Origin of the sequence: Brevibacterium sp. GP-SGM9 (assembly GCF_047300845.1) — a bacterium.
In the GTDB taxonomy this organism is placed as follows: domain Bacteria; phylum Actinomycetota; class Actinomycetes; order Actinomycetales; family Brevibacteriaceae; genus Brevibacterium.
The window spans coordinates 1,291,080-1,313,207 of the sequence record NZ_CP178563.1 but is presented as its reverse complement, the minus strand read 5'-3'; the positions used below and the strand labels follow the sequence as shown (position 1 = coordinate 1,313,207).

Here is a 22,128-nt window from a genome sequence, read left to right as displayed (position 1 = left end):
TCAATGATGGATCTCATCAAGGCTCTGCTCCCCTCGATCTGCGTGGGGCTGCTGTTCTGGTACGTGATGCGCAACATTCTTCGCGCTGACCGCACCGAACGCGAGCAGATCGATAAATTCTATTCGGAGCATGAAGTTAGTGAATTAGGCGGTAATACACAAACGGATGTTAAGCTGACTTCGACAAAAACCTCTGATTATGAAAAGAGTGATCATGGCAAGGGAGATGCGACTCGTTCTCACGGATGATTTTGACGGCTCCGAAGCGGCGGAGACCGTGCGCTTCAGCCTCGACCAGGCAACATACGAACTCGAGCTCTCGACAGAGAATGCCGATAAGCTCCGTGAAACGTTCGCTCCGTTCATCGCCAAGGCTCGCCGGGTAGCCAACCCCGGGGGACGCGGACGCCGTGCGGGCTCGAATGCGGGCCCGAAGCGCGACACCGCGAAGATCCGCGAATGGGCACAGGCGAACGGGTATCAGCTCGGTGACCGCGGACGTATTCCGCTGGAGATCGTGGAAGCCTACGAAGCAGCCGATAAATAGGATCTGATTGCGGTTTCTTCGAGAACCGCAGTATCCGCATTCCAAGCCGAGGGGCCAACGGTTCGACCGTTGGCCCCTCGGCCATTCACACGATGAGAATTCAAATCTCGTACGAATCGGCACCGTCAGTTCTTTGTCACAGGAATTTGCCAGAATTAGGTTCGCCCCATCCGTGGTCCGATCCGCGGTTCCCGCAATTGCGGGCAATAGTGTCTTCTTGACAAGGCGATATGTGATGGCTATAGAACTGGTCTCGGAAGGGGAATTCCGAGCGGAAATGGCGTCGCCGTTCTTCGTCGCGGGGTCGTCGGACCACCTTGGCGACGACATTGTGACGCGGCTTGGGTCCGCACGGATTGCGATGACCGGATTTCGCCCACAGCCAAACGGTTTCGGCTGATGGCGAAACGGGCAATAGAACCGTGCCCCAGGTCGTTAGGCTCAGAAGAATAACAAGACCGAGGAGGGTGAATATGTTCGAGCGGTTCACTGACCGAGCCCGCCGCGTGGTGGTGCTCGCCCAGGAAGAAGCCAAACTTCTCAAGCATAACTACATCGGAACCGAGCACATCCTGCTCGGACTGATCCACGAGGGTGAAGGCCTGGCGGCCAAAGCACTCGAGGGAATGGACATCTCCCTCGAGCAGGTGCGCGACCAGGTCCAGGAGATCATCGGACAGGGGCAGCAGGCGCCGAGCGGGCACATCCCGTTCACCCCGCGCGCCAAGAAGGTCCTCGAGCTCAGCCTCCGCGAAGCGCTGCAGCTCGGCCACAGCTACATCGGCACCGAGCACATCCTGCTCGGCCTTATCCGCGAGGGTGAAGGTGTTGCAGCACAGGTGCTCGTCAAGCTCGGAGCGGACCTGGGACGGGTCCGTCAGGAAGTCATCAAGCTGCTCTCCGGCTACCAGGGCAAAGAGCCCGTCTCCGCCGGCGGACGCGAAGAGGGGACCCCATCGGGTTCGCTGGTCCTCGACCAGTTCGGAACCAACCTCACCGCCGCCGCTCGCGAGGCGAAGCTCGACCCGGTCATCGGCCGGCATGAGCAGATGCAGCGCGTGATGCAGATCCTCTCGCGCAGGACGAAGAACAACCCCGTCCTCATCGGCGAACCCGGTGTCGGCAAGACGGCCGTCGTCGAGGGGCTGGCTCAGGCCATCGTCAACGGCGATGTCCCGGAGATCCTCGTCGACAAGCAGCTCTACACGCTCGACCTCGGCTCCCTGGTCGCGGGCTCCCGCTACCGTGGTGACTTCGAGGAACGCCTGAAGAAGGTGCTCAAGGAGATCCGCACCCGCGGTGACATCATCCTGTTCATCGACGAGATCCACACCCTCGTCGGTGCCGGTGCCGCCGAAGGTGCGATCGATGCGGCCTCGATCCTCAAGCCGATGCTCGCCCGCGGTGAGCTGCAGACGATCGGTGCGACCACACTCGAGGAGTACCGCAAGCACATCGAGAAGGATGCCGCCCTCGAGCGTCGCTTCCAGCCGATCCAGGTCCCCGAGCCCTCGCTGGCGCATTCGATCGAGATCCTCAAGGGGCTGCGTGACAAGTACGAAGCCCACCACAAGGTCACGATCACCGAAGGTGCCTTGGCTGCGGCCGTGAACATGTCCGATCGCTACGTCAACGACCGGTACCTGCCGGACAAGGCGATCGACCTCATCGACGAAGCCGGTGCCAAGCTGCGCATCTCGCGTCTCTCGGTTCCCCAGGAGATCCGCGACCTCGAGGAGCAGATCCTCGAGGCTCGGCACCGCAAGGAAGCCGCGATCGACGCTCAGGACTTCGAGCTGGCGGCTTCGGAGCGCGACTCCGAGATGAAGCTGCAGCAGGAGAAGGACGACCAGACCGAGGCCTGGCGCAAGAGCGGCAAGGACACCTTGGCGACCGTTGATGCGGACCTGATCGCAGAGGTTCTCGCCTCGGCGACCGGCATTCCGATCTTCAAGCTCACCGAGGAGGAGTCCTCGCGTCTGCTGCGGATGGAAGACGAGCTGCACAAGCGCATCATCGGGCAGAACGACGCGGTCAAGTCGATCTCCCGTGCGATCCGCCGGACCCGTGCGGGTCTGAAGGATCCGAAGCGCCCGTCCGGTTCGTTCATCTTCGCCGGGCCCACCGGCGTCGGCAAGACCGAGCTTGCGAAGGCTCTCGCGGAGTTCCTGTTCGGCGATGAGGACTCGCTCATCAGCCTCGACATGTCGGAGTACTCGGAGAAGCACACCGTCTCGCGTCTCTTCGGTTCGCCTCCTGGCTACGTCGGCTACGAAGAGGGCGGCCAGCTGACCGAGAAGGTCCGTCGCAAGCCGTTCTCCGTAGTCCTCTTCGATGAGGTGGAGAAGGCCCACTCGGACATCTTCAACTCGCTGCTGCAGATCCTCGAAGACGGTCGCCTGACCGACTCCCAGGGTCGCGAGGTCGACTTCAAGAACACGATCATCATCATGACGACCAACCTGGGAACGCGCGACATCTCCAGCGGTCTTCAGATGGGATTCCAGGTCGAGGGTGACACCAAGAACAACTACGATCGCATGAAGCAGCGGGTCAACGAGGAGCTCAAGCAGCACTTCCGCCCCGAGTTCCTCAACCGCGTCGATGACACAATCGTGTTCCCGCAGCTGAACAAGGAAGAGATCCTCGAGATCGTCGACCTGTTCCTCGAGCGGCTCGACACCCGTCTGGCCGACCAGGGCATGAAGGTCGAACTCACGGATGCGGCGAAGTCCCTGTTGGCCGATCGCGGCTACGATCCGGTGCTCGGCGCCCGCCCGCTGCGTCGGACCATCCAGCTCGAGATCGAGGATCATCTCTCCGAGAAGATCCTGTTCAAGGAGATCGGTCGGGGTCAGACCATCAAGGTCGACGTGACCGGCGAAGGCAAGGACGCAGAGTTCACCTTCGACGGTGTGGAGACCGAGAGCCTCGTCCCGAGCGGTGACGGCGACTCGGATGCCGAGAACGAGCTGGCCGGTGCCGGTTCGTCCGGTTCCACCGGTTCGGGCAGTTCGGCTTCCTGATCGGAGTGATCCGACTGATCGGATCGCTGCCTGGCGAAGGCACCCGTTCGACTCGCTGAGTCGTGAAGGCCCGGGGGACCAGCAGCAGCTGGGACCCCGGGCTTTTTCGTGCCCGCCGTCGATGGTGTTGAATGAGGTCATGAGCTCAGTCGCAGAGGATTTCGACCATGATCGGATCGCCCGGGACCACCACGACAACCACGGACTGCCCGGTGGCCTCTACCTGCGTCGAGCCCGGACCGGTGACGTCAAAGGCATCGAGGCCCTCGTCGCGCCGCTGGCCGAGGATCGCATCCTGTTGGCGAAGGACACGGTGACCTACTTCGAGACGCTGCAGGAGTTCTGGCTCGTCGTCGACCCGCAACCCGACGGCACGGAGATCCTCGCCGGCTGCGGGGCGCTGCACATCATCTGGTCCGATCTCGCCGAGGCGCGCACGGTCGCCACCTCGCCCGACTACCGGGGCAGGGGAGTCGGCAAGGCCCTCATCCGCCAGCTCATCGCCGATGCCCGGCAGCTCGGCGTCGACCGGATCTTCTGCCTGACCTTCGAGACCGGGTTCTTCGGCTCCCTGGGCTTCGAGCCGATCAAAGGCATCCCCGTCTCTCCGGAGGTCTACGTCGAGCTTCTGCATTCGACCGATGAAGGCGTCGCCGAGTTCCTCGACCTTGCTCGCGTCAAACCCAACACCCTGGGCAATTCGCGGATGATCAAGTTCCTCTGAGCCCTCGGCGATGGCGGCCTGCGGGTTTCAGCGCGGCAGGCTCAGCAGTTCGCCCCGGCGGTGCGCCAGCCCGTCGGTGACGAGGTCGGCGATCAGTCGTGAGACTCGTTCGGCATCCGTGCTCAGATCCCTCATCGTCCCCAGCTTCGCCGAGGTGGCCGTCCCCAGGGCGTCGAGGAGTTCGGGATCGATCCGGGTCGTCGAGGCCGTGAAGAGGTCGATGCACACCGCGTCGGAGTCCGTGCCCTCGGCTTCCTCGTGGGCGGCCTTGAGCACGTCCATGATCGCACCCCGGAGCTGCCGGTCCGTGCCCGCCCATTTCTGCGTCTTCGGCTTCGTCGCCGAGGCGGGTCTGCCCAGTCGATTCCAGGCGCACATGTCCTGCAGCGGGCATTGCCCGCAGCTCGGGTTCCGGGCGGTGCACACGAGAGCACCGAACTCCATGACTCCGGCGTTCCATTTCACATGGTCGACCTCGGGAACGAATTGAGCCGCCCACCGGGTCTCCGCCCGGCCGGGCGAGGCCGTCGGCCGCTCCTGTCCGGCGAAGAGTCGGATGAGGACTCTGCGGACGTTCGTGTCGAGGACGGTGGTCCGCTGACCATTGGCGAACGAGGCGACTGCCGCAGCGGTGTATGAACCGATTCCGGGCAGTCGTTCGAGCTCTTCGGCCAATTCCGGCACCTCGTCGTCGAGTTCCTCGCTGATGGCTCGGGCGGCTTCCTGGAGGCGCAGGGCCCGACGGGGGTAGCCGAGCCGATCCCAACGTCGCAGCACCTCGGCGGTGGGCGCCTTCGCGAGGTCGGCCGGTGTCGGCCAGGTCTCCATCCACTCCTGCCACCGGGGTGCGACGCGGGAGACGGGGGTCTGCTGGGACATGATCTCGCTGACGAGAATGGCCCAGGCGCTCGTTCCGGGTGCTCTCCACGGCAGGTCTCTGGCTGCGGAGTCGAACCAGGAGATGATCGTGCTGCGGACTCGGCGAATGTCCTCTGCGGCAACCTCCGGGAAGACGGGACGGGTGCCGCGGGAACTCGTTTCGCCGGTCGCTCGGTGTGTCATTTGGATGCTCCAACGCTTCGGCCTAGGCTCAAAGCGATGACTCCTTCCAATCGTGGTTCGCAGCCGAAGAACGGTGCCGGGCAGCCCCGCCAGTCTAGCGGGAAGCAGCCTGCGCACGTGTACCGTCGGCGACGGATCACGCTGGCTGTGCTCGGGCTCGTCGTCATCGGATTGCTCATCCTTGGCATCGTCGGGATCGTCAAAGCCATCGGTGGCAATGACGAGGGCAAGACCGATGTCGCTGCGGAGACCAGCCCCACGGCCGAGGAGAACACCGAGGCCCCGGTGCCCGATGAGAAGGCAGCGAGCGGGCGATGCCCCGATGACAAGGTCGCTCTCAAGGCCGAGATCGACAAGAAGAGCGTCAAGGATGGGGCCGAACCCGAGCTGGGCATGGTCATCGAGAACAAGCATGATGCCACCTGCCTCATCGAAGTCGGGACGGAGCAGCAGGAATTCGAGGTGAAGAAGGACGGGGATGTCGTCTGGTCCTCGAAGTACTGCGCGGCCGACAAGGACGAGAACGCCGAGGCGTCGACCGAGTTCGCTCCGGAGTCAGAGAAGACCTCGAAGATGAAGTGGAATCGCATCCAGGTCGATAAGAACTGCAACCGGACGAACAAGGACTTCGCTCCCGGCAAGTACGAGCTCGTCGTCAAGCTCGGTGAGCTCAAGAGTGAGCCGACGGAGTTCGAGCTCGAGAAGGATGCGGCCACCAAAGCCAAGGAGAAGAAGGAAGCCGAAGAGAAGAAGGCCGAAAAGGAGAAGGCCGAGAAGGAGAAGGAATCGGGGGAGTCGGAGAAGAAGACCGATGAGCCCGAGGACTCCTAAGGCTGAGTCTCAGGCTCCTCGGTAGGAACCCACTCCCCACGAGTTTCCGTCGTGGTCGCGGAAGTCGAATTCTCTGCCGCCGTGAGGCTGCGTGGCGACGGGGCGGACGATCGCATGCCCCATGTCGACGATCTCCTGGTAGAGACGGTCGACTTCCCGCTCGGTGTCGACGACGACGTAGATCGAGCTGCCGCCCACATTGTCGAGGGCAGAACCGTCGTTGCGGACCGAACCGAACATGATGCCGCCGGTCTCGCCGAGGGCGAACTCGGCGTGGACGATGATCTCCGGGTCCTCTTCGTCGCGGACGAGCAGCCGCTCGGTGAAGCCGAGCGTGGCCAGCAGTGCGAGCGTGGCCTGCCCATCCGTGGTTCGCATGGCTGGAAAGACTGTCGTGGTCATCTTCCAAGGATGCGCCATTTTCGGGCAGAAGTCCCGAGTTTTCCCGCAACTGCCTCTTAGGACTCCTTGGGCTTGAGCAGGATTTCGACGGCTTGGGCGATGTGGTCGCATTCCTTGATCGCCATGTCCTTGGGCGTCGACACGTTGCGCATCGCACCTCTGGCGACGATCGCATGGGTGATGCCCAGGCGGGCCGCCTCGTTGAGTCTCTGGCCCAGGTTGGGTACGTTGCGGATCTCTCCGGAGAGGCTGATTTCTCCGATGCCGACGAACTTCGCGGCCAGCGGTCGTCCCAACGCGGCCGAGGCCAGTGACAGGCAGATGGCGAGGTCGCTGGCCGGTTCGGCGAGCTTCGCTCCACCGACGGTGGCCGTGAACACATCGTTCTTGGCCAGGCTGAGGTTGCCGAGGTTCTGGCTGAGCACCGCGAGCATCATCGCCACTCGGGATGAGTCGACCCCGGAGACGGAGCGTCGGGACTGCCCGCCGGCTGATTCGGTGATGAGCGACTGGACCTCGACGAGCAGCGGTCGTTTGCCCTCCTGCGTCACGGTCAGGCAGGTGCCGGGCGGATTGCTTCCGCTGCGGGAGAGGAAGAGCCCCGATGGGTCTTCAAGGCTCTTGATCCCGTCCTCCTCCATGTCGAAGCAGCCGACATCGTCGGTCGGTCCGAAGCGGTTCTTCACGGCGCGGAGCATACGCAGCCGCGAGTGTCGTTCGCCTTCGAAGTTGCAGACGACGTCGACGAGGTGCTCGAGCAGCCGCGGCCCGGCGATGGTTCCGTCTTTCGTGATGTGCCCGACGAGGACCGTGGGCAGAGATCTCGCCTTGGCCTCGCGGATGAGTGCGGCGGCGACCTCGCGTACCTGGGTGACTCCACCCGGCACGCCGTCGATTTCGGAGGAGGCGAGCGTCTGGATCGAATCGACGATGAGCATCGAGGGAGCTTCCGCCTCGATCATGCCCAGTACGGCCCCGAGATCGGTTTCGGCGGCGAGCAGCAGGGAGTCTTCGAGGGCGTTGATTCGTTCGGCCCGCAGCCGCACCTGTCCCGCTGACTCCTCACCGGTGACGTAGAGGACCTTGGTGCCGAACTTGGCGATGCGGGCGGCCACGTCGAGCAGCAGGGTGGACTTGCCGACGCCGGGTTCTCCGGAGAGCAGCACCACTGCGCCGGGGACGATGCCGCCGCCGAGCACACGGTCGAATTCGCTGACGTAGGTCGTCCGGGCCTGTGCCTGTGAGGAGTCGACCAGGTTGATCGACTTCGCGCCGCTGGACTTCTTGACTTTCGTCTTCACCTTCGTCGACCCGGCGCCCTTCTCCTCGAGGGTGCCCCAGGCTTGGCATTCCGGGCAGCGCCCGAGCCATTTGACCGTCGAGTAGCCGCATTCGGCGCAGGTGAAAGACATACCGCAATTCTGGCACGAGGCACTGACGCCGCAGCGTCAGTGCCTCGCAGCCACGGTCGAGTGGAGATCAGTCGAGGGTGGTGAGCACCCTGGGCCCGTCTTCGGTGATGGCGATCGTGTTCTCCGAGTGCGCGCCGTTCGAACCGTCGGCCAGGCGCAGGGTCCAGCCGTCCTTGTCCACGCTGAGCTTCTTCGAGGTGAAGGACCACCAGGGTTCGATCGCCAGGGTCAGGCCCGGCTTGAGGACGAGGCCACGTCCGCCCTTGCCGCGGTTGGCGACGTGCGGATCTTCGTGCATGGTGTGCCCGAGGCCGTGGCCGCCGAAGTCGAGGTTGACCGGGATGCGCTGAGCGTCGGCGACATCGCCGATGGCCTTCGAGATGTCGCCGAGGCGGTTCCCGGCCTGGGCGGCGCCGATGCCGGCCTGTAGGCCTTCCCAGGTGGAGTCGATGAGACGCTGGTCTTCATCGGTTCCGTTGCCGACGATGACCGACCGGGCGGCGTCGGCGACCCAGCCGTCGATGGAGACAGCGAAGTCGAGGGTCAGCAGGTCGCCGTCTTTCATCACGTAGTCGTGCGGTTTGCCGTGGAGGACGCCGTCATTGACGGAGAGGCAGATGACGTTGCGGAAGGGGCCTTCGCCGAAGGAGGGGGCGTAGTCCCAGTAGCAGGACTTGGCACCGGCATCGGCGACGAGCTGTCGGGCCCGCTTCTCCAGGTGCATGATGCTCATGCCCGGTTCGGCGATCGAAGACAGTTCGGCCAAGGTCTTTGCGACGAATCGGCCGGTCACCGCCATCTTGTCGATCTCGGCGGGTGTCTTCAGCTCAATCACGGGTGCTCTCCTTCATCATTTCTTCGCTCATCTGCAACTTTAGTCGTTCGCACTCAGCCCGTCGCGCTCGCCAGCAGATTCCGTGACGAACCAGACAGCTCGACAACTGACGCTGAGCGGAGACCACGCAGGGAGCCTTGTCAGTCTGTCGCCGTCGAGGTAGATTCCCCGCCATGAGGGATATCTTCACGGCATTCATTCTCGGTCTTGTTCTGGCGAACTCCATGCATTTGGGTATTGACGATATCCACGAGGGCGGTTGGGTGTGGATCCTCGAACTCATCGTCTTCCCCGCGGCGGCCCTGGTCGGCTTGATCTCACTCCTGTGGACGCACAGGAAACGGGCGTCGGCCGAAGACCGACACCCGCATCCTTGAACACTCTTGCAAATCGTCCGATTCGTTCAGCTCAGCTCACTCGAACTGGCTGACGGTGCGGCGTGACTTGATAACGAACCAGCAGATCGGTCCGATCACTGGCAGGAGGAACACGATGATCGCCCATACGAGCTTCGATGGGGCATCAAGATCAGAGCGGTAGATGCTCACGAACGCCCAGATCAGCAGGGCGACGAAGGCCAAGAGAATTCCCGACCAGATGATGTCGTAGGCGGCCGGCAGCAGGGGATTCTCATTCATGGTTTCAGGCTACAACAGTGCCGGAAAAGTGGTCGTTGCGAGCGCCATTGGCGATCGAGGAGGGCCCTGGGCACCATCAGGCAACGCGAAGCTCGAAAAGGTCGTCACTGGCGACGACTTTTTCGAGCTTCGCGTTGACTCAGAGGAACTCCACCCCTTGAGCCAGCGGAAGTTCGCCCGAATAGTTGATCGTGTTCGTGGCCTGCCGCATATACGCCTTCCATGAATCGGTGCCCGACTCGCGGCCGCCGCCGGTCTCCTTCTCACCGCCGAAGGCACCGCCGATCTCCGCACCCGAGGTGCCGATGTTGACGTTGGCGATGCCGCAGTCGGAGCGGGACAGGAACCGCTCCGACTCGGCCAGCTCAGAGGTGAAGATCGCCGAGGACAGTCCCTGCGGCACGCCGTTGTGGATCTCGAGTGCCTCGTCGAGATCCGAGTAGGTGACGACGTAGAGGATCGGGGCGAAGGTCTCGTTCTCCATCACCGCGGTCTGCGCGGGCATCTGCACGACCGCCGGCTGCACATAGTGGGCATCCGGGCGCTCATCGGCCAGCACGCGTGCGCCGCCGCAGAGGACTTCGCCGCCCTCGGCTTCGGCCTGCTTGATTGCCGACTGCATCGCCTCGTAGGCCCCGGAGTTGATGAGCGGGCCGACGAGCACTCCGTCATCGGTCGGCGACCCGATGCTCAGCGTCCGATACGCCGCGACGATCTTGTCCACGAAGTCAGCGGCGATCGATTCGTGCACGATGAGCCGGCGCAGGGTCGTGCAACGCTGCCCGGCAGTGCCGGCCGCGGCGAAGACGACTCCGCGCAGGGCCAGATCGATGTCCGCGCTCGGGGCGACGATCGCGGCATTGTTGCCACCCAGCTCGAGCAGGACCCGACCGAAGCGCTCGGCCACGACCGGACCGACCTCACGGCCCATCCGCACCGAGCCCGTCGCCGAGACCAGAGCCACTCGCGAGTCTCTGACCATCACGTCGCCGATGTCCCGTCCGCCGATGAGCACAGGCACGAGACCCTCGGGCGCCCCCACCTCGGCGGCGGCCCGGGCCAGCAGAGATTGGGCACCCAAGGCAGCGAGCACCGCGTTCTCCGAGGGCTTCCACACCACGGCGTCACCGGCGACGAGTGCCAGGGCGGTGTTCCACGAGTACACGGCCACGGGGAAGTTGAAGGCCGAGATCACGCCGACCACTCCGAGCGGATGCCAGGTCTCCATCAGCCGGTGACCCGGGCGTTCACTGGGCATGGTCTTGCCCCACAGCTGCCGGGACTGACCGAGCGCGAACTCGCAGATGTCGATCATCTCCTGCACCTCACCGGCGGCCTCGGATGGGGTCTTGCCGGCCTCGACGGTGATGATCTTCGCCAGGTCCTCCTTATGCTCGGCCAGCAGCCGGCCCCAGCGTTGGACCAGCTGGCCGCGCACGGGAGCGGGCACGTCACGCCAGGTCTCGAATGCGGTCACGGCCCCGGAGATCTTCGCCGCGGCAGTCTCTGCGGTGTCGGCGGCCAGGGTGTCGAGTTCCTGACCGGTGATGGGGGAGCGGGCAGGCAGACTCGCCGGGGCGGTCCTGCCGTCGAGGACGTATGTGTCCACTCCGCAGGCGTTCAGTCCCGAGGTGAGAAGGTCGGTGATGGTCTGGTCGGTGGGCAGGGCGGTCATTGCTGTCCTTTCGTCGGTGGATCGTGTGCGTGTTCGTGAGTCAGACGATGTTGAGTTCTCGGCGGAGCCCCGAGGTGGCGAAGCGGCGTTTGTCCAGCGGCGAAACGTCGACGAAGGGTTCGCGTCCGGTCATGAGGTCGGCGACGACCTCGCCGACGGCCGGGCCCATGAGGAACCCGTGCCCGGAGAATCCGCAGGCGTAGAAGAAGCCGTCGAGTTCCTCGGCCTCGCCGATGATCGCATTGTGATCGGGGGTCATCTCGTAGAGTCCCGCCCAGCCGCGCCCCGGCTCGACGTCGGCCAGAGCCGGTGCCCGATGGTCGATGTGCTCGGCCAATGTGGCCAGCCAGTCGGGATCGCGTCGATCGTCGAAGCTCTCGACATCGGTCTCATCCGGGCACCCGAAGAGCAGTCCCGGCCCTTCCGGGTGGACGTAGAAGCTCGTCGTGAAATCGATGGTGAACGGCATCGACGCCAGGTCCACGCCGAGGGTGTCCGTGTCCACGGGTTCGCTGACCATGATCTCGCGGCGCAGCGGAGTCACCGGCAGGTCGACCCCGGCCAACTCGCCGATGCGGCCGGACCAGGCTCCCGCAGTGCACACCACCTGAGAGCAGGCGATTGTGCCGCGGTTCGTCATCACCGAGACGACCCGGCGTCCCGCGGTATCCTCACCGGCCGTCTCGAAGCCGGTGACCTCGCAGGACTTGAGTACGCGTACCCCCAGGTCGCGGGCGGCGGTGATGTAGCCTGCGACCACCGCCTCCGGAGTGCAGTGCCCGTCCCCGGGATTGAAGGCCCCCGCCAGGAGTCCTTCTGTCTCGACATAGGGGGCGAGTTCGGCCACCTCGGCGACGGTGAGCATGCGGGAGTCGAGTCCCATACTCTGCTGGAGCGCGACATTGGCGCGGAAGGCCTCAACCGCCTCGGCGGTGTCGAGGAGGAACAGGTAGCCGTTGCTGACCAGGTCGATGTCGATGCCGAAATCGGCCTCGAAGTTGCGCAGCACCTCGAGGCTGCGGACCGAGAGGGCGATATTGAGCGCATCGGAGAATTGGCAGCGGACGCCGCCGGCGGCCTTCGACGTCGACCCCGATCCCGGGGTGTCGCGCTCGACGATCACGATGTCACTCACCCCGGCCTTGGCCAGATGGTAGGCGGTGGACGCTCCCATCACTCCGGCGCCGATGATGACCACCTCGGCGCTCGCCGGTGCGTCGTTCGTCTGTGCTGGTGCTGCGTTGTCCACGTTTCACCTCGCTGTGTCCTGCCGCGCCGACCTCGTCGTCGGCGAACTGTGGCCTGATGCCATTGTGCTTCCGATCACTTTTAAGGACAAGCGCGAGTCTGTGAAAACTGTTTTTAGGAAACGTGAAAACACTCTATGCTGAGCCCATGGGATGGACACTCGGACAGCTGCGTACCTTCGTCGCCGTCGCCGAACTCGGTTCGATGACGAGGGCCGCCGAGCAGCTCGGCTACAGCATCGGCGCCGTCTCCCAGCACATCACCGCGCTGCGCCGGGTCGTCGGCTCCGAGCTCTTCCTCCGCCGCGGCAGGGGTTTGGTCCTCGCCGAGGCGGGCCGAACCCTGCTCCCGCGTGCCCGGAGCATCCTCGCCGCGCAGAAGCAGGCCGAGATGGCCATGCTCGGTCGGGACTTCCGCAGCGAGGCCATCGTCACCCTCGGCGTCTTCGGCTCCGCGTCGACGAGAGCGCTGCCCGAGATCGTGCGGATCCTCGGCGACCGGCATCCCGATATCGGGGTCCGGGCCCGCGAGATCAATGTCGAAACGATGTCCGCGGCCGTCATCGACGGCGCCATCGAACTGGGCATCGGCATCAACTATCCGGCCGTGCCGCTGCCGCCGATGCGGGGGCTGAGCTGGCACGCCGTGGCCGCGGAGGAATTCGGCGTCGTGGTCCCGGCCGGTGCGCCCCTGCCCGAGCCTGAGGAGTTGGCTGAGGCCGATTGGATCCTGCCCCCGGCCGAGGAGCTATTCGGCCGAGCGATGCGCCTTGCCACCTCGGCGCTGGGGATCGCCGCCAAGGAGACTCACATCGTCACGGATACGGCCGTGGCGCTCGCCCTGGCCGGCACCGGACTCGGCCTGACCCTGGCCACGCCGATCATGATGTCCCTGGGCGGGCCGGACGTCGAGCTCCACCCGGTCACCGCAGGCTCCGACGCCGAGGTAGGCGGTCGGGAGATCATCGTGCTGACCTCCCCGGATCCGGCGGGGCCGGTCAGGGCCGTCGCCGAGGTGGTCGCCGAGGTCTTCGCGTGAGGGTTTCGGCCTAGGATTGGGCCATGAGCTTCGATCATCAGTGGAACAGGATCCGTGAGACCAACCCCGATCATTCGGCGAACTACGCCGAACGGTGGCGCAAACTCGTCGCCGCCGGGCACGACATCGGGGGAGAGGCCCGCTTCGTCAACGCCATGGCTCCGCGCGGGGCTCGCATCCTCGACGCCGGCTGCGGCACCGGTCGAGCCGGCGGACTGCTGATCAATGAGGGACATTCGGTCTACGGGGTCGACCTCGACGAATTCCTCATCTCCGTCGCAGAGGAGGACTTCCCGAGCGGCCAATGGCACACCGGTGACCTCGCCGTCTTCGACTTCGCATCCGCAGGAGTCACGGACATCGACGTCGCCTTCTGCGCCGGCAACGTCCTGTCCTTCCTCGATCCGGCCTCACGACGTCAGACGCTGTCGAACATCAAATCGACGCTGAAGTCCGGAGGGCGCTTCGTGGCCGGATTCGGAGCCGGACGTGGCTACGACTTCACCGACTTCATCGAGGATGTGGAGTCCGCCGGCATGATCGTCAACCTCAAGCTCTCGACCTGGGAACTCCACCCCTTTGAGACCGACAGCGGATTCCTCGTCCTCATCGCCGAACGGGTCTGAGGCTGCATCGCCCTCACCACGGACCCTGGAGGTCGTTCAGAGGTCCCTTCGACATGGCGATGAACGCCTCGGTGGCCGGGGACAGGGTCGCATCGGTGCGGGAGATGAAGGCGAAGTGGACGGGGAACGCCGGCGACAGGTGTGCCCATGACAGCTCGTCCCGGAGGGGATGGCGCTGGAGCTCGACGAGTGGCCGTTCATCAACGTCAGATCCGAGCGCCAGAAAATCAAAGACGAAAGGATCCTTAGTCAGGTGGCGTGCCAACGCGGAATCCTGCTTCTCAAGATGTGCAGCGAAATTTGACGAAGCGTTGCCCTCCCGGTCAATCAGTCTGCTGGAGATCTGCTGTTCGAGCACGTTTCGGGACCAGCCGTTTTCGGCCGCTGCTGCCGCATACCATTCTCGGGCGAGTTGACTGTCAACCTTGTCCAGAAGCATTCGGATGTGACCCCACGGAAAAATTCCCACAGCCTGTGGGACTTTTGCCGTCCACTCAGGCCAAGCGCGGGCAAATGACCGCATGTAGAACAAATCCTTGCGGGAAAGCCCTCTCATATCAGGAAACGCGGAACGCAGATCAGCTGCAAGTCGATTTATCTTGCGGCACTGACGTAGATACGGGTACCGAGAACACCATCGACGGGGGACTCACCGCCAACTAGACTTCTGCTATGGCGACGAAGGCAGTGAACATCGAGTCCATCGAGAAGGCGCTCGGAGAACCCTGGGCGAAGACGCGGGAGCGTCTCGAAGCGGCGGGAGGAGCCTCGGCGAGTCACAAGGAACTCGCCGATGCCCTCTATCCGCAGTTCGACGGCGTCGTCGACAAACACGGCTGGTGGGTCCAGGGTGCTGTCGTGGCCTATGAGCAGGAGATCGGCAGGCGGGTGCCCGGCCAACGCGCCGACGGAACCTTCGACGTCGCGGTCTCCCGCACGATCGTCGGGCAGCGCAGCGACCTCGTCGCCGCGCTCGCCTCCCACGTCGACGGATCCCTCAACGGGGTCGCTCTCTCCGCTGCACCTCGCACCTCGGAGACGGCGAAGCGCTCATTCTGGAGAGCGAACCTCGAGGACGGGACGAAGAGCGAGATCGCGGCCGAGACGAAAACCGAGGACAGATCGCTCGTGGTGATCACCGCGTCGAAGCTGCCGAGCCCCGAAGCGCTCGAGGACTGGCGGGCCTTCCTCAAGGGCTTCCTCCAGCAGTTCTGAGCGTGTCTGAGGACTGAGCGAATCCTGACCTCTCAGTCCCCGCCGATGATCGGGTTCCACGTACCCAGGACATGAGCCGCGACGATTGCGAGCACGCACACGCCCATCGCGAGCACCACGACCACGAGATCACGGGCGCCGAATGTCGAACGCCTCCGCCACGTCCTGCCGGGACGCCCGAACGCTCTGCCCTCCATCGCCATGGCCAGAGTGGTGCCGCGGCGGATCGAGACCACAAGCAAGACGAAGACTCCGCCGAATAGACTCCCCGTGCGGCGGAGGATCGATCCTCCGGCCACACCTCTCGCGCGTCTGGCCATTGACAGGGTCTGCCATTCGCTCACGAGCAATCCGAGCAGCCGGGAGGCCGCGAGCACCGAGACGACGACCACCTCGGGCAGTCGCAGATGTTGGATGAGGGCATCGGAGAGGTCGCGCGGATCGATCGTCGAAGCGAGCACGATGAGCGGAATCGCCAAGGCCAGGGCACGGACGAAGATCGCCGCCGCCGCATCGAGAGAGCCTGTGGTGATGAGCAGCAGGCCGAGATCGATGACGACGGCTCCGGTCTTCTCCGCGAGGATTGCCGTGCCCCAGGCCGCCAGCAGCGCACCGAGCGGCAGGAACCACAGGCGCTTGAGCGCGGCGAAGAGGTCGAGCCCGGTCGCCGGCAGGCCGAGCAGGGTGAACCCGAGGACCACGCCCGCCGACACGAGGTCGATGCTCAGCAGCGCCCCGACCATGAGGATGAGTGCCACGGCGATCTTCGTCAGCGGATTGCATCGGACCAGGGCGGTCCGGCGCACCACAGGAATGAGCTGGCTGGGGTCTTCGACCTCGGAGCGTTCTGCCTGCAATCGAGTCTCAGTCGACACGAGCACCCCGTTTCGCCTCGACCCGAACACCGGACCCGGAGGCCGGAAGCTCGACTCGTCTGGCACCGATCGCATCGAGGAAGGCGTGGTCGTGGCTGACCGCGATCACCGCGGTGCCGTGGGCGAGCACGTCGAGGAACAGTTCGACCAGTCCCGCCCAGGTCAGTGCGTCCTGGCCGAAGGTCGGTTCGTCGACGATGAGGACCCGCGGGCGGGGAGCCATCATCGCCGCCACCGACAGCCGCCGCTTCTCGCCGCCGGAGAGTCCCTGCGGATGCGCCTCGGCAAGACCGTCGAGACCGAGCACATCGAGCAGCTCGGAGACCCGGACATCGATCTCGGTCGCCGACCAGCCGGCGAGCTTGGGCCCCAGAGCCAACTCCTCGGCGACGCTGCGGGAGAGGAACTGATGCTCGGGCTCCTGAAAGACCATCCCGATCCGCGGCGCCAGCTGGGCCGAAGGCCAACGGAACGGTCGGGCGTGCTTCGTCCCGGTCCGCAGCCCCGCCTCGGCGAGGACCTCACCGGAGAATTCCGGGATCAGCCCGGCCAGGGTCAGTGCCGTCGTGGACTTGCCCGCGCCATTAGGGCCGAGGATGCCCACGACCTCACCCGCCCGGATCGCGAGGTCGAGCCCGACAGCGGCCGGGACCTTCGCCCGCGCTCGCCCCACACTCAGGTCCCTCGTGCGCAGCAGCACCTCGCTTTCGGTGTGATCTGCAGGTTCGACCGGGCTTCTGTTCTCGTGGCGCCCGGGTACCCAGATCCCGCACTCATGCAGGACCTCGGACAGCGCCGGATCGTCGAAGATCCGCCTCGGCGGGCCCTGGGCGAGCAATCCACGGCGTCCGATCACGACGACGGTGTCGACGTGGTCGAGCCACAGGCTCACCCGGTGTTCGACGATGAGCATCGTCGCCGAGGTGGCCGCCTGGGTGGCGAGAATCGCGTCCCGGACCGCTTCCGCGGAGTCCGGGTCGATGTTCGCGGTGGGTTCATCGAGGACGATGACCTCGGGAGACATGGCGTGGATCCCGGCCAGGGCCAGACGCTGCTTCTGGCCGCCGGAGAGTGCCGCGGTCGGGTGATTCGCCGGCAGTTCGAGGCCCATTGCCGCCAGTGAGCTCGGGATGCGCGACTCGATGGTCGCGGCGGGCAGGCTCAGGTTCTCCATTCCGAAGGCGACATCGTCGCCGACCCGGGAGAAGATCACCTGCGAATCGGGGTCCTGGAGGACCAGCCCGGTGCCGCCTCGGCGAGGATCCGGTGCGGCGTCTCCGACGAGCAGCTCACCGGTCGACTCTCCCGACTCAGCCGGCAGGACGCCGGCGATCGCATGCAGAAGCGTGGTCTTGCCTGCCCCGGACGGGCCGAGCAGGAGGATCTTCTCACCGGCGGCGATGTCGAGATCGAGGGGGCCGACGGCGGCTCGTTCGCGGTCGGCATGGGTCCACGAGTAGCCGTGCGCCGTGATCGGCAGGGACATCAGCGGATGCGGCCGGAGGCGAAGGAGCTCAGCGCCCCGGTGCGGGCGATCGCCCGGTAGGCGTACCAGGCGCCGATGCCGGAGATCACGGCACCGGAGACGATCGCGCACACGGCGTAGGCGATCTGGAAGCTCGGCTGCCATTCGGCGTTGTACATGATGTTCTCGCTCACGGACATGAAGGCCCCGGCCATGAGGCCGGAGAGTGTGGTGATCCACAGTGAGAACCGGCGGTAGCCGAAGGCCGCGAAGATGATTTCGGCGCCGAGGCCCTGGATCAGCCCGGACAGCAGCACGGTGGCCCCGAAGTGCGAACCGAGGACGGCTTCGACGACGGCGGCGATGAGTTCGCAGAGCAGGGCGGCACCGGGTTTGCGGATGATGGCTCCGGCCAGGGGTCCGGCGAGGACCCAGAGTCCGGCGATCAGTCCGATCGAGGGTGGGAAGGCCTGGAAGCCGAGTTCGAGGACCTTCCAGCTCAGGGCCAGCACCCAGAAGATCAGTCCGACGGCGATGCCGAGGACGGCTGTGGTGACGTAGTCGACGACCCGCCACTTCTTCGTCTTCGGTGCCTGGGTGTGTGCGGGTGCGGTCTTCGCAGCGGGTTCCGGTGCGGTCGTTTTCGGCATTGTGCCTCCTCAGATCAAGGAGGGGTAGAAGAGTCTCGACTTCCTTCGGCGGTGCTAACCGCATCAGGTTCGAGGGTCTGCAGCTTCATCTGCACTCTCAGCGCCCCTCGCGGCGCTCCCCTGTCGTAGCCACCACTGTACAACAGGGTCTGGGTTCGGCCGAGCCGTTCTCATCATGGAGCGTTCACCTGCCGTTTCAGGCAGGGACGTATGCCGCAGACTCTTCTGTTACTACTGCTCGGTAGGAATGGTCTGGTGAAAACTCAGCTTCTCATCAGGTCCCTCAGCTCCGCGTCGGTTCTCGCACTTCTCACCGCGTTCGTCGCCGCTCTCGTTCCGGCTCACGCCGAGGTGGTCGAGGACTCGACGATCACCGATCCTGTTCTGCAGGTCGGTGCGGATGAGTTCTCCCGCAATCTGTCGTGGATGAGCGAGAGCTCGGATGGGGGAGAGGTTCGGTGGGTGAAGGTCTCCGAGCTCGAGGGCGAAGAGCTGCCCGAAGACGCCGACAGCGCTGAGACCTCCGATTCCGGTCGCTCGTCCGATCTCAAGCGACATTACAACCATGCGAGCATGACCGGTCTGGAAGCGGGCACCGAGTACGCCTACCAGGTTGGCAGCGAAGAAGATGGGTTCACGTCGGTGGAGACCTTCACCACCGGCACGCCGGGCGGGGACAGCGAGTTCCTGGTCTTCGGTGATCCGCAGGTCGGCTCCGGCAGCGGTGAGCCCGATGATGCGACCGGTTGGGCTCGGACGCTGAGTTCGGGTCTGACCACGGCCGAGGCGCCGCGCTTCTTCTATTCGCTCGGTGATCAGGTGAACTCGGCGGGCGATCAGGACGAGTACGCACAGTATCTCGCTCCGGAGGCGACCCGGACCGTGCCCCAGGCGACGACGATCGGCAACCACGATGTCGGCTCGAAGTCATACGAGCAGCACTTCAACCGACCGAACGTCAGCCAGGATCACGGGGGAGACGGACTGATCACCTCCGGCGGCGACTACTGGTTCATCGACTCCGGCGTGTTGTTCATCAACATCAACTCGAACAATCTCGACACGGATGAGCATGCCGAGTTCATCGACGAGGTTGTGGCTGAGCACGGTGACGAGGCCCGGTGGAAGGTCCTCGGATTCCACCACTCGATCTATTCGACTGCGACGCACAACGATGATCTCGATGTGAAGAAGCTGCGCAAGGCGATTCCGCCGGTCGCCGCTCGCAATGACATCGACCTGGTCGTCTCGGGGCACGATCACATCTATAACCGGACCTTCCTCATGGATTCCGAGGGGCAGCCGGTCGAAGGATCCGATGACGGCCGCGAGCAGGAGAAGGACGAAGGGCAGACCCTCTATCTAACGCTGACTTCGTCCTCGGGGTCGAAGTTCTACGACTACGTGCCCGGTCTCGACTGGGAGGCCAAGAGCGTCCACAACGACGTTCCCGCGTTCACTAGGATGCGGGTCTCCGACGATGCACTGCGGGCGACGACCTACGAGGTGCCGTCAGGAGCCGACGGACAGGTCTCGGCTCAGGCCGCCTCCGAGCAGATCGACGACGTCGAGCTCACTCGAGCCGGCGACGAGGACCCTGATCCCGGTGCGAACGCCGAGGCGGACGCCGATGGTGCCGAGGCGGACGGTGCAGGAGCGGAGGCAGACGCCGGATCCGAAGGCGCTGAAGGGGGCACGGACGCGGGTTCCGAGGCGAATGCTGCCGAAGCGGACACCGATACTGGTTCTGAAGCGGATTCCGACGCTGGCGCCCGAGCGGATGCGGGCGCCGACGGCACCGAAGCTGACTCAGGCGGCACCGAAGCAACGGCAGATGAAAGCGCTGAGGCCGGCGCGGGCGAAGAAGCAGGCTCCGACGGGGGAGAAGGTGACCCGGGCGCGGAGGCGGAATCCGACGCTGCCGGAGCGGAGTCCGACTCGGACTCCCACGACGCCGGTGCCGGTAGCACAGACCCGGTCGGCGGCGACCTGCCCCGGACCGGCGGTGAGATGGGACTGCCGGTCGCCATCGGCGCCGCCGCCGTTCTCCTCGGTGCCGGACTGGTGCTCCTCGCCAGACGTCGCCGTCGCGCTTGCAGTCACTGAGCCCTCCGCTCGCAAAGCGAGCGACACCCGCTCAGTTGGGATCGACACCAGCTCAGCTGGGAACGATCATCACCGGGCCTGCGGCATGATTGAGGACTCCGCGGGAGACGGAGCCAAGCAGCGCCGACTTCACGGCTCCGCGACCGCGTGTGCCCAGCACCGTGAGTTGGGCACGGCCGGTGGTCTCGACGATCGTCGACTTCGGATCGCCCACCGGCACCGAGGTGGTGATCGGCAGCTCGGGGAACTGAGCCTGCAGCCCCTCGGCCTCCGTGCCCAGGGCAGTCTCAAGCTGCTTCTGGCGACGCCCGGTGACCTCGGAGCTGAGTTCGAGGTCGGGGTACCAGTACAGCCATTCCTCGCCCGCGGGAAGAATGCAGATGATCTCGAGCCCGGTGCGCCGAAGCGAGGCCTCCTGGGCCGCGGTGAACATCGCGACCCGGCCGGCCTCCGAGCCGTCCACGGCCATAGCGACGGGACCGGACTCCTGCCCTGCAGCCGGCGAGTGCTCTCCGGAGCCTGAGTGCCGGGGCACGACGATCGTCGGGCAGTGCGCATGGGCGGGCAGGGCGGTGGAGACCGAGCCGAGTATCCGACCCATGAAACCGCCGCGGCCGCGGGCGCCGACGACGGCGACATCGGCACTGGTGCTGAGGGAGATGAGGACACCGGCGGCATCGCCGGGCGCGGTGCGGAAGCTCTTCGGGCCCTCGTGATCGCGGAGCAGTTCGACCGCCTCGGCGAGGGTCCTCTCCGCTGCCCGCTCGGCGACCTCGGCCTCATTCTCGGGCGGCATGGAGGCCATGTTCGCATAGACGGGGACCGGTTCCGTATACGACGTGACGACGGTCAGAGGGACATTGCGTCGGGTCGATTCCGCAGCGCCGTGGCGAACGGCCAGGGCCGACAGCTCGGAACCGTCGAAGCCGACGAGGACTCCCAGTGAATGCTCCAGCGACGCCTCGGATGCACGGGAATCGGTGGCACGGGCATCTGTGGGGCGAGAATCGGTGGGACGGGGTGCGGCAGTCATGATGGACCTCTCCATCGGGGCCTGACCAACCCTGAGACCGACGACGGCCCCGAAAACCAACTCCGTCGGCATCAGGGCCAGTCTATCAAAGGACTTCTACGTCTTGTAGAAAAATTTCCGGCTCAGGTTGCTCCGGCGAGCTCGACCCTTCAGATCGGGAAGCCCAGATGCGCGAGGGCGACTCGCAGGACGTGCTCTTGGCCGTGGCAGAGCTCGGAGACGATGTCCTCTCGCTGCGTCTCCTCCGGAGTCAGCCAATCGAGGCTGAGCGCATCGGCGCGCGGGGTGCACTCGCCGCGGACCTCGAGGATGAAGCACATCGAGATCGCGTGCTGCCTCGGATCGTAGAGAAGGGAGGAGCCCTCTGTCGGGAAGTACTCGGCGATGTGGAACGGGGCGATCGCCGGCGGAATGACGGGCAGGGCCATCGGCCCCAAATCGTTCTCCGCGTGCCTCATCAGCGCCGCGCGGATCGACTCGTGGAAGCGGATCCGTCCACCGACGACCTCACGGCCCAGGGTGCCGTCGTCAAGACTGCGCAGAAGCAGTCCGATGCGCTCGACCTTGCCCGACTCTCCGACCCGCACGGGAATCGCGTTGACGTAGGGGATGGGCATGCGTCGTCGCAGCTGTGAGAATTCGGCGTCGTCGAACCAATTGTCGTCGTAGTCTAAGGCGGTGCGCGTCATTGTGCCATCGTCCCACATCGTGGGCCGCGGC

At 65.1% G+C, this 22,128-nt stretch carries 23 protein-coding genes and 1 riboswitch; of the genes, 10 read left to right on the top strand and 13 right to left on the bottom strand.

The window, feature by feature from the left end; translation table 11 throughout:
* Positions 1-3 precede the first annotated feature (3 nt).
* From ACH82I_RS06040 to ACH82I_RS06025, 4 genes are all read left to right on the top strand, one after another.
* On the top strand, positions 4-249 hold the full coding sequence (locus tag ACH82I_RS06040) for a hypothetical protein (RefSeq protein ID WP_413336175.1): 246 nt from the start codon (positions 4-6) through the stop codon (positions 247-249).
* Positions 215-547, top strand: coding sequence for a histone-like nucleoid-structuring protein Lsr2 (locus ACH82I_RS06035; RefSeq protein ID WP_230747095.1), 333 nt, complete (start codon positions 215-217; stop codon positions 545-547). The genes ACH82I_RS06040 and ACH82I_RS06035 overlap by 35 nt, the downstream gene beginning before the upstream one ends.
* A gap of 473 nt (positions 548-1,020) precedes the next feature.
* Positions 1,021-3,573: an ATP-dependent Clp protease ATP-binding subunit gene (locus tag ACH82I_RS06030; RefSeq protein WP_413336172.1), complete on the top strand. Its 2,553-nt coding sequence runs from the start codon at positions 1,021-1,023 to the stop codon at positions 3,571-3,573.
* 139 nt (positions 3,574-3,712) lie between these two features.
* Positions 3,713-4,297, top strand: coding sequence for an amino-acid N-acetyltransferase (locus ACH82I_RS06025; protein WP_413336170.1), 585 nt, complete (start codon positions 3,713-3,715; stop codon positions 4,295-4,297).
* Positions 4,298-4,324: 27 nt separating this feature from the next.
* On the opposite strand, the gene ACH82I_RS06020 is transcribed toward ACH82I_RS06025, so the two are convergent.
* Positions 4,325-5,359: an A/G-specific adenine glycosylase gene (locus ACH82I_RS06020; protein WP_413336168.1), complete on the bottom strand. Its 1,035-nt coding sequence runs from the start codon at positions 5,357-5,359 to the stop codon at positions 4,325-4,327.
* Between the two features lie 117 nt (positions 5,360-5,476).
* Between ACH82I_RS06020 and ACH82I_RS06015 the strand changes: the two genes are divergently transcribed.
* On the top strand, positions 5,477-6,190 hold the full coding sequence (locus ACH82I_RS06015; RefSeq protein WP_413336166.1) for a hypothetical protein: 714 nt from the start codon (positions 5,477-5,479) through the stop codon (positions 6,188-6,190).
* A gap of 9 nt (positions 6,191-6,199) precedes the next feature.
* Here ACH82I_RS06015 and ACH82I_RS06010 read toward each other — a convergent pair whose 3' ends face one another.
* The 3 genes from ACH82I_RS06010 to map form a co-directional block, all read right to left on the bottom strand.
* On the bottom strand, positions 6,200-6,592 hold the full coding sequence (locus tag ACH82I_RS06010) for a VOC family protein (protein ID WP_230747087.1): 393 nt from the start codon (positions 6,590-6,592) through the stop codon (positions 6,200-6,202).
* 56 nt (positions 6,593-6,648) lie between these two features.
* Positions 6,649-8,004 (bottom strand): DNA repair protein RadA, encoded by a 1,356-nt coding sequence (gene radA, locus ACH82I_RS06005; RefSeq protein WP_230747084.1) that lies wholly within the window; start codon positions 8,002-8,004, stop codon positions 6,649-6,651.
* A gap of 67 nt (positions 8,005-8,071) precedes the next feature.
* The gene (map, locus tag ACH82I_RS06000) at positions 8,072-8,839 is read right to left on the bottom strand and encodes a type I methionyl aminopeptidase (protein ID WP_413336163.1); all 768 of its coding nucleotides are present in this window, start codon (positions 8,837-8,839) and stop codon (positions 8,072-8,074) included.
* 173 nt (positions 8,840-9,012) lie between these two features.
* Here map and ACH82I_RS05995 point away from each other — a divergent pair, with 173 nt between their 5' ends.
* Entirely contained in the window at positions 9,013-9,216 is a 204-nt protein-coding gene (locus tag ACH82I_RS05995) for a hypothetical protein (RefSeq protein WP_230747075.1), read from the top strand.
* Positions 9,217-9,252: 36 nt separating this feature from the next.
* Here the strand turns inward: ACH82I_RS05995 and ACH82I_RS05990 are convergent, their stop codons facing one another.
* The 3 genes from ACH82I_RS05990 to ACH82I_RS05980 all read right to left on the bottom strand — a co-directional run bounded on the left by ACH82I_RS05990 (position 9,253) and on the right by ACH82I_RS05980 (position 12,401).
* Positions 9,253-9,477 (bottom strand): PLD nuclease N-terminal domain-containing protein, encoded by a 225-nt coding sequence (locus tag ACH82I_RS05990; RefSeq protein WP_230747074.1) that lies wholly within the window; start codon positions 9,475-9,477, stop codon positions 9,253-9,255.
* Between the two features lie 139 nt (positions 9,478-9,616).
* Complete coding sequence (locus tag ACH82I_RS05985) at positions 9,617-11,152, bottom strand: aldehyde dehydrogenase family protein (protein WP_413336160.1); 1,536 nt, start codon at positions 11,150-11,152, stop codon at positions 9,617-9,619.
* Between the two features lie 40 nt (positions 11,153-11,192).
* Positions 11,193-12,401, bottom strand: a complete 1,209-nt coding sequence (locus tag ACH82I_RS05980; RefSeq protein WP_413336158.1) for an NAD(P)/FAD-dependent oxidoreductase — start codon at positions 12,399-12,401, stop codon at positions 11,193-11,195.
* A gap of 146 nt (positions 12,402-12,547) precedes the next feature.
* Between ACH82I_RS05980 and ACH82I_RS05975 the strand changes: the two genes are divergently transcribed.
* Together ACH82I_RS05975 and ACH82I_RS05970 are read left to right on the top strand one after the other, a co-directional pair.
* Positions 12,548-13,438, top strand: a complete 891-nt coding sequence (locus tag ACH82I_RS05975; protein WP_230747064.1) for a LysR family transcriptional regulator — start codon at positions 12,548-12,550, stop codon at positions 13,436-13,438.
* Positions 13,439-13,461: 23 nt separating this feature from the next.
* Positions 13,462-14,064 carry a class I SAM-dependent methyltransferase gene (locus ACH82I_RS05970; protein ID WP_413336156.1) on the top strand — a complete coding sequence of 201 codons (603 nt, stop codon included), beginning with the start codon at positions 13,462-13,464 and terminating at the stop codon, positions 14,062-14,064.
* Between the two features lie 13 nt (positions 14,065-14,077).
* Here the strand turns inward: ACH82I_RS05970 and ACH82I_RS05965 are convergent, their stop codons facing one another.
* On the bottom strand, positions 14,078-14,662 hold the full coding sequence (locus ACH82I_RS05965) for a DUF1016 N-terminal domain-containing protein (RefSeq protein ID WP_413336740.1): 585 nt from the start codon (positions 14,660-14,662) through the stop codon (positions 14,078-14,080).
* A gap of 74 nt (positions 14,663-14,736) precedes the next feature.
* Here ACH82I_RS05965 and ACH82I_RS05960 point away from each other — a divergent pair, with 74 nt between their 5' ends.
* Complete coding sequence (locus ACH82I_RS05960) at positions 14,737-15,279, top strand: hypothetical protein (RefSeq protein ID WP_413336154.1); 543 nt, start codon at positions 14,737-14,739, stop codon at positions 15,277-15,279.
* A gap of 32 nt (positions 15,280-15,311) precedes the next feature.
* Here the strand turns inward: ACH82I_RS05960 and ACH82I_RS05955 are convergent, their stop codons facing one another.
* The 3 genes from ACH82I_RS05955 to ACH82I_RS05945 are packed head-to-tail and all read right to left on the bottom strand — an operon-like array spanning position 15,312 to position 18,269.
* Positions 15,312-16,136: an energy-coupling factor transporter transmembrane component T gene (locus ACH82I_RS05955; protein WP_269067454.1), complete on the bottom strand. Its 825-nt coding sequence runs from the start codon at positions 16,134-16,136 to the stop codon at positions 15,312-15,314.
* Between the two features lie 7 nt (positions 16,137-16,143).
* Entirely contained in the window at positions 16,144-17,640 is a 1,497-nt protein-coding gene (locus ACH82I_RS05950; RefSeq protein WP_413336152.1) for an ABC transporter ATP-binding protein, read from the bottom strand.
* Positions 17,640-18,269: an ECF transporter S component gene (locus ACH82I_RS05945; protein ID WP_413336150.1), complete on the bottom strand. Its 630-nt coding sequence runs from the start codon at positions 18,267-18,269 to the stop codon at positions 17,640-17,642. The genes ACH82I_RS05950 and ACH82I_RS05945 overlap by 1 nt, the downstream gene beginning before the upstream one ends.
* Positions 18,270-18,292: 23 nt before the next feature.
* A riboswitch (TPP riboswitch) is annotated at positions 18,293-18,401 on the bottom strand.
* Positions 18,402-18,524: 123 nt separating this feature from the next.
* On the opposite strand from ACH82I_RS05945, the gene ACH82I_RS05940 reads away from it, so the two are divergent.
* Positions 18,525-20,375: a metallophosphoesterase gene (locus ACH82I_RS05940; RefSeq protein ID WP_413336148.1), complete on the top strand. Its 1,851-nt coding sequence runs from the start codon at positions 18,525-18,527 to the stop codon at positions 20,373-20,375.
* A gap of 52 nt (positions 20,376-20,427) precedes the next feature.
* Here ACH82I_RS05940 and ACH82I_RS05935 read toward each other — a convergent pair whose 3' ends face one another.
* On the bottom strand, positions 20,428-21,408 hold the full coding sequence (locus tag ACH82I_RS05935; protein ID WP_413336146.1) for a universal stress protein: 981 nt from the start codon (positions 21,406-21,408) through the stop codon (positions 20,428-20,430).
* Positions 21,409-21,557: 149 nt separating this feature from the next.
* Positions 21,558-22,097 (bottom strand): DUF4916 domain-containing protein, encoded by a 540-nt coding sequence (locus ACH82I_RS05930; RefSeq protein ID WP_230747048.1) that lies wholly within the window; start codon positions 22,095-22,097, stop codon positions 21,558-21,560.
* Positions 22,098-22,128 lie beyond the last annotated feature (31 nt).

Excerpts from the sequence above, each read along its gene's own strand:
- ACH82I_RS06040 (WP_413336175.1), top strand. The coding sequence starts at position 4 with ATGATGGATCTCATCAAGGCTCTGCTCCCCTCGATCTGCGTGGGGCTG.
- ACH82I_RS06035 (WP_230747095.1), top strand. The coding sequence starts at position 215 with ATGGCAAGGGAGATGCGACTCGTTCTCACGGATGATTTTGACGGCTCC.
- ACH82I_RS06030 (WP_413336172.1), top strand. The coding sequence starts at position 1,021 with ATGTTCGAGCGGTTCACTGACCGAGCCCGCCGCGTGGTGGTGCTCGCC.
- ACH82I_RS06025 (WP_413336170.1), top strand. The coding sequence starts at position 3,713 with ATGAGCTCAGTCGCAGAGGATTTCGACCATGATCGGATCGCCCGGGAC.
- ACH82I_RS06020 (WP_413336168.1), bottom strand. The coding sequence starts at position 5,359 with ATGACACACCGAGCGACCGGCGAAACGAGTTCCCGCGGCACCCGTCCC.
- ACH82I_RS06010 (WP_230747087.1), bottom strand. The coding sequence starts at position 6,592 with ATGACCACGACAGTCTTTCCAGCCATGCGAACCACGGATGGGCAGGCC.
- radA (WP_230747084.1), bottom strand. The coding sequence starts at position 8,004 with ATGTCTTTCACCTGCGCCGAATGCGGCTACTCGACGGTCAAATGGCTC.
- ACH82I_RS05995 (WP_230747075.1), top strand. The coding sequence starts at position 9,013 with ATGAGGGATATCTTCACGGCATTCATTCTCGGTCTTGTTCTGGCGAAC.
- ACH82I_RS05990 (WP_230747074.1), bottom strand. The coding sequence starts at position 9,477 with ATGAATGAGAATCCCCTGCTGCCGGCCGCCTACGACATCATCTGGTCG.
- ACH82I_RS05985 (WP_413336160.1), bottom strand. The coding sequence starts at position 11,152 with ATGACCGCCCTGCCCACCGACCAGACCATCACCGACCTTCTCACCTCG.
- ACH82I_RS05975 (WP_230747064.1), top strand. The coding sequence starts at position 12,548 with ATGGGATGGACACTCGGACAGCTGCGTACCTTCGTCGCCGTCGCCGAA.
- ACH82I_RS05970 (WP_413336156.1), top strand. The coding sequence starts at position 13,462 with ATGAGCTTCGATCATCAGTGGAACAGGATCCGTGAGACCAACCCCGAT.
- ACH82I_RS05960 (WP_413336154.1), top strand. The coding sequence starts at position 14,737 with ATGGCGACGAAGGCAGTGAACATCGAGTCCATCGAGAAGGCGCTCGGA.
- ACH82I_RS05950 (WP_413336152.1), bottom strand. The coding sequence starts at position 17,640 with ATGTCCCTGCCGATCACGGCGCACGGCTACTCGTGGACCCATGCCGAC.
- ACH82I_RS05945 (WP_413336150.1), bottom strand. The coding sequence starts at position 18,269 with ATGCCGAAAACGACCGCACCGGAACCCGCTGCGAAGACCGCACCCGCA.
- ACH82I_RS05935 (WP_413336146.1), bottom strand. The coding sequence starts at position 21,408 with ATGACTGCCGCACCCCGTCCCACCGATTCTCGCCCCACAGATGCCCGT.
- ACH82I_RS05930 (WP_230747048.1), bottom strand. The coding sequence starts at position 22,097 with ATGACGCGCACCGCCTTAGACTACGACGACAATTGGTTCGACGACGCC.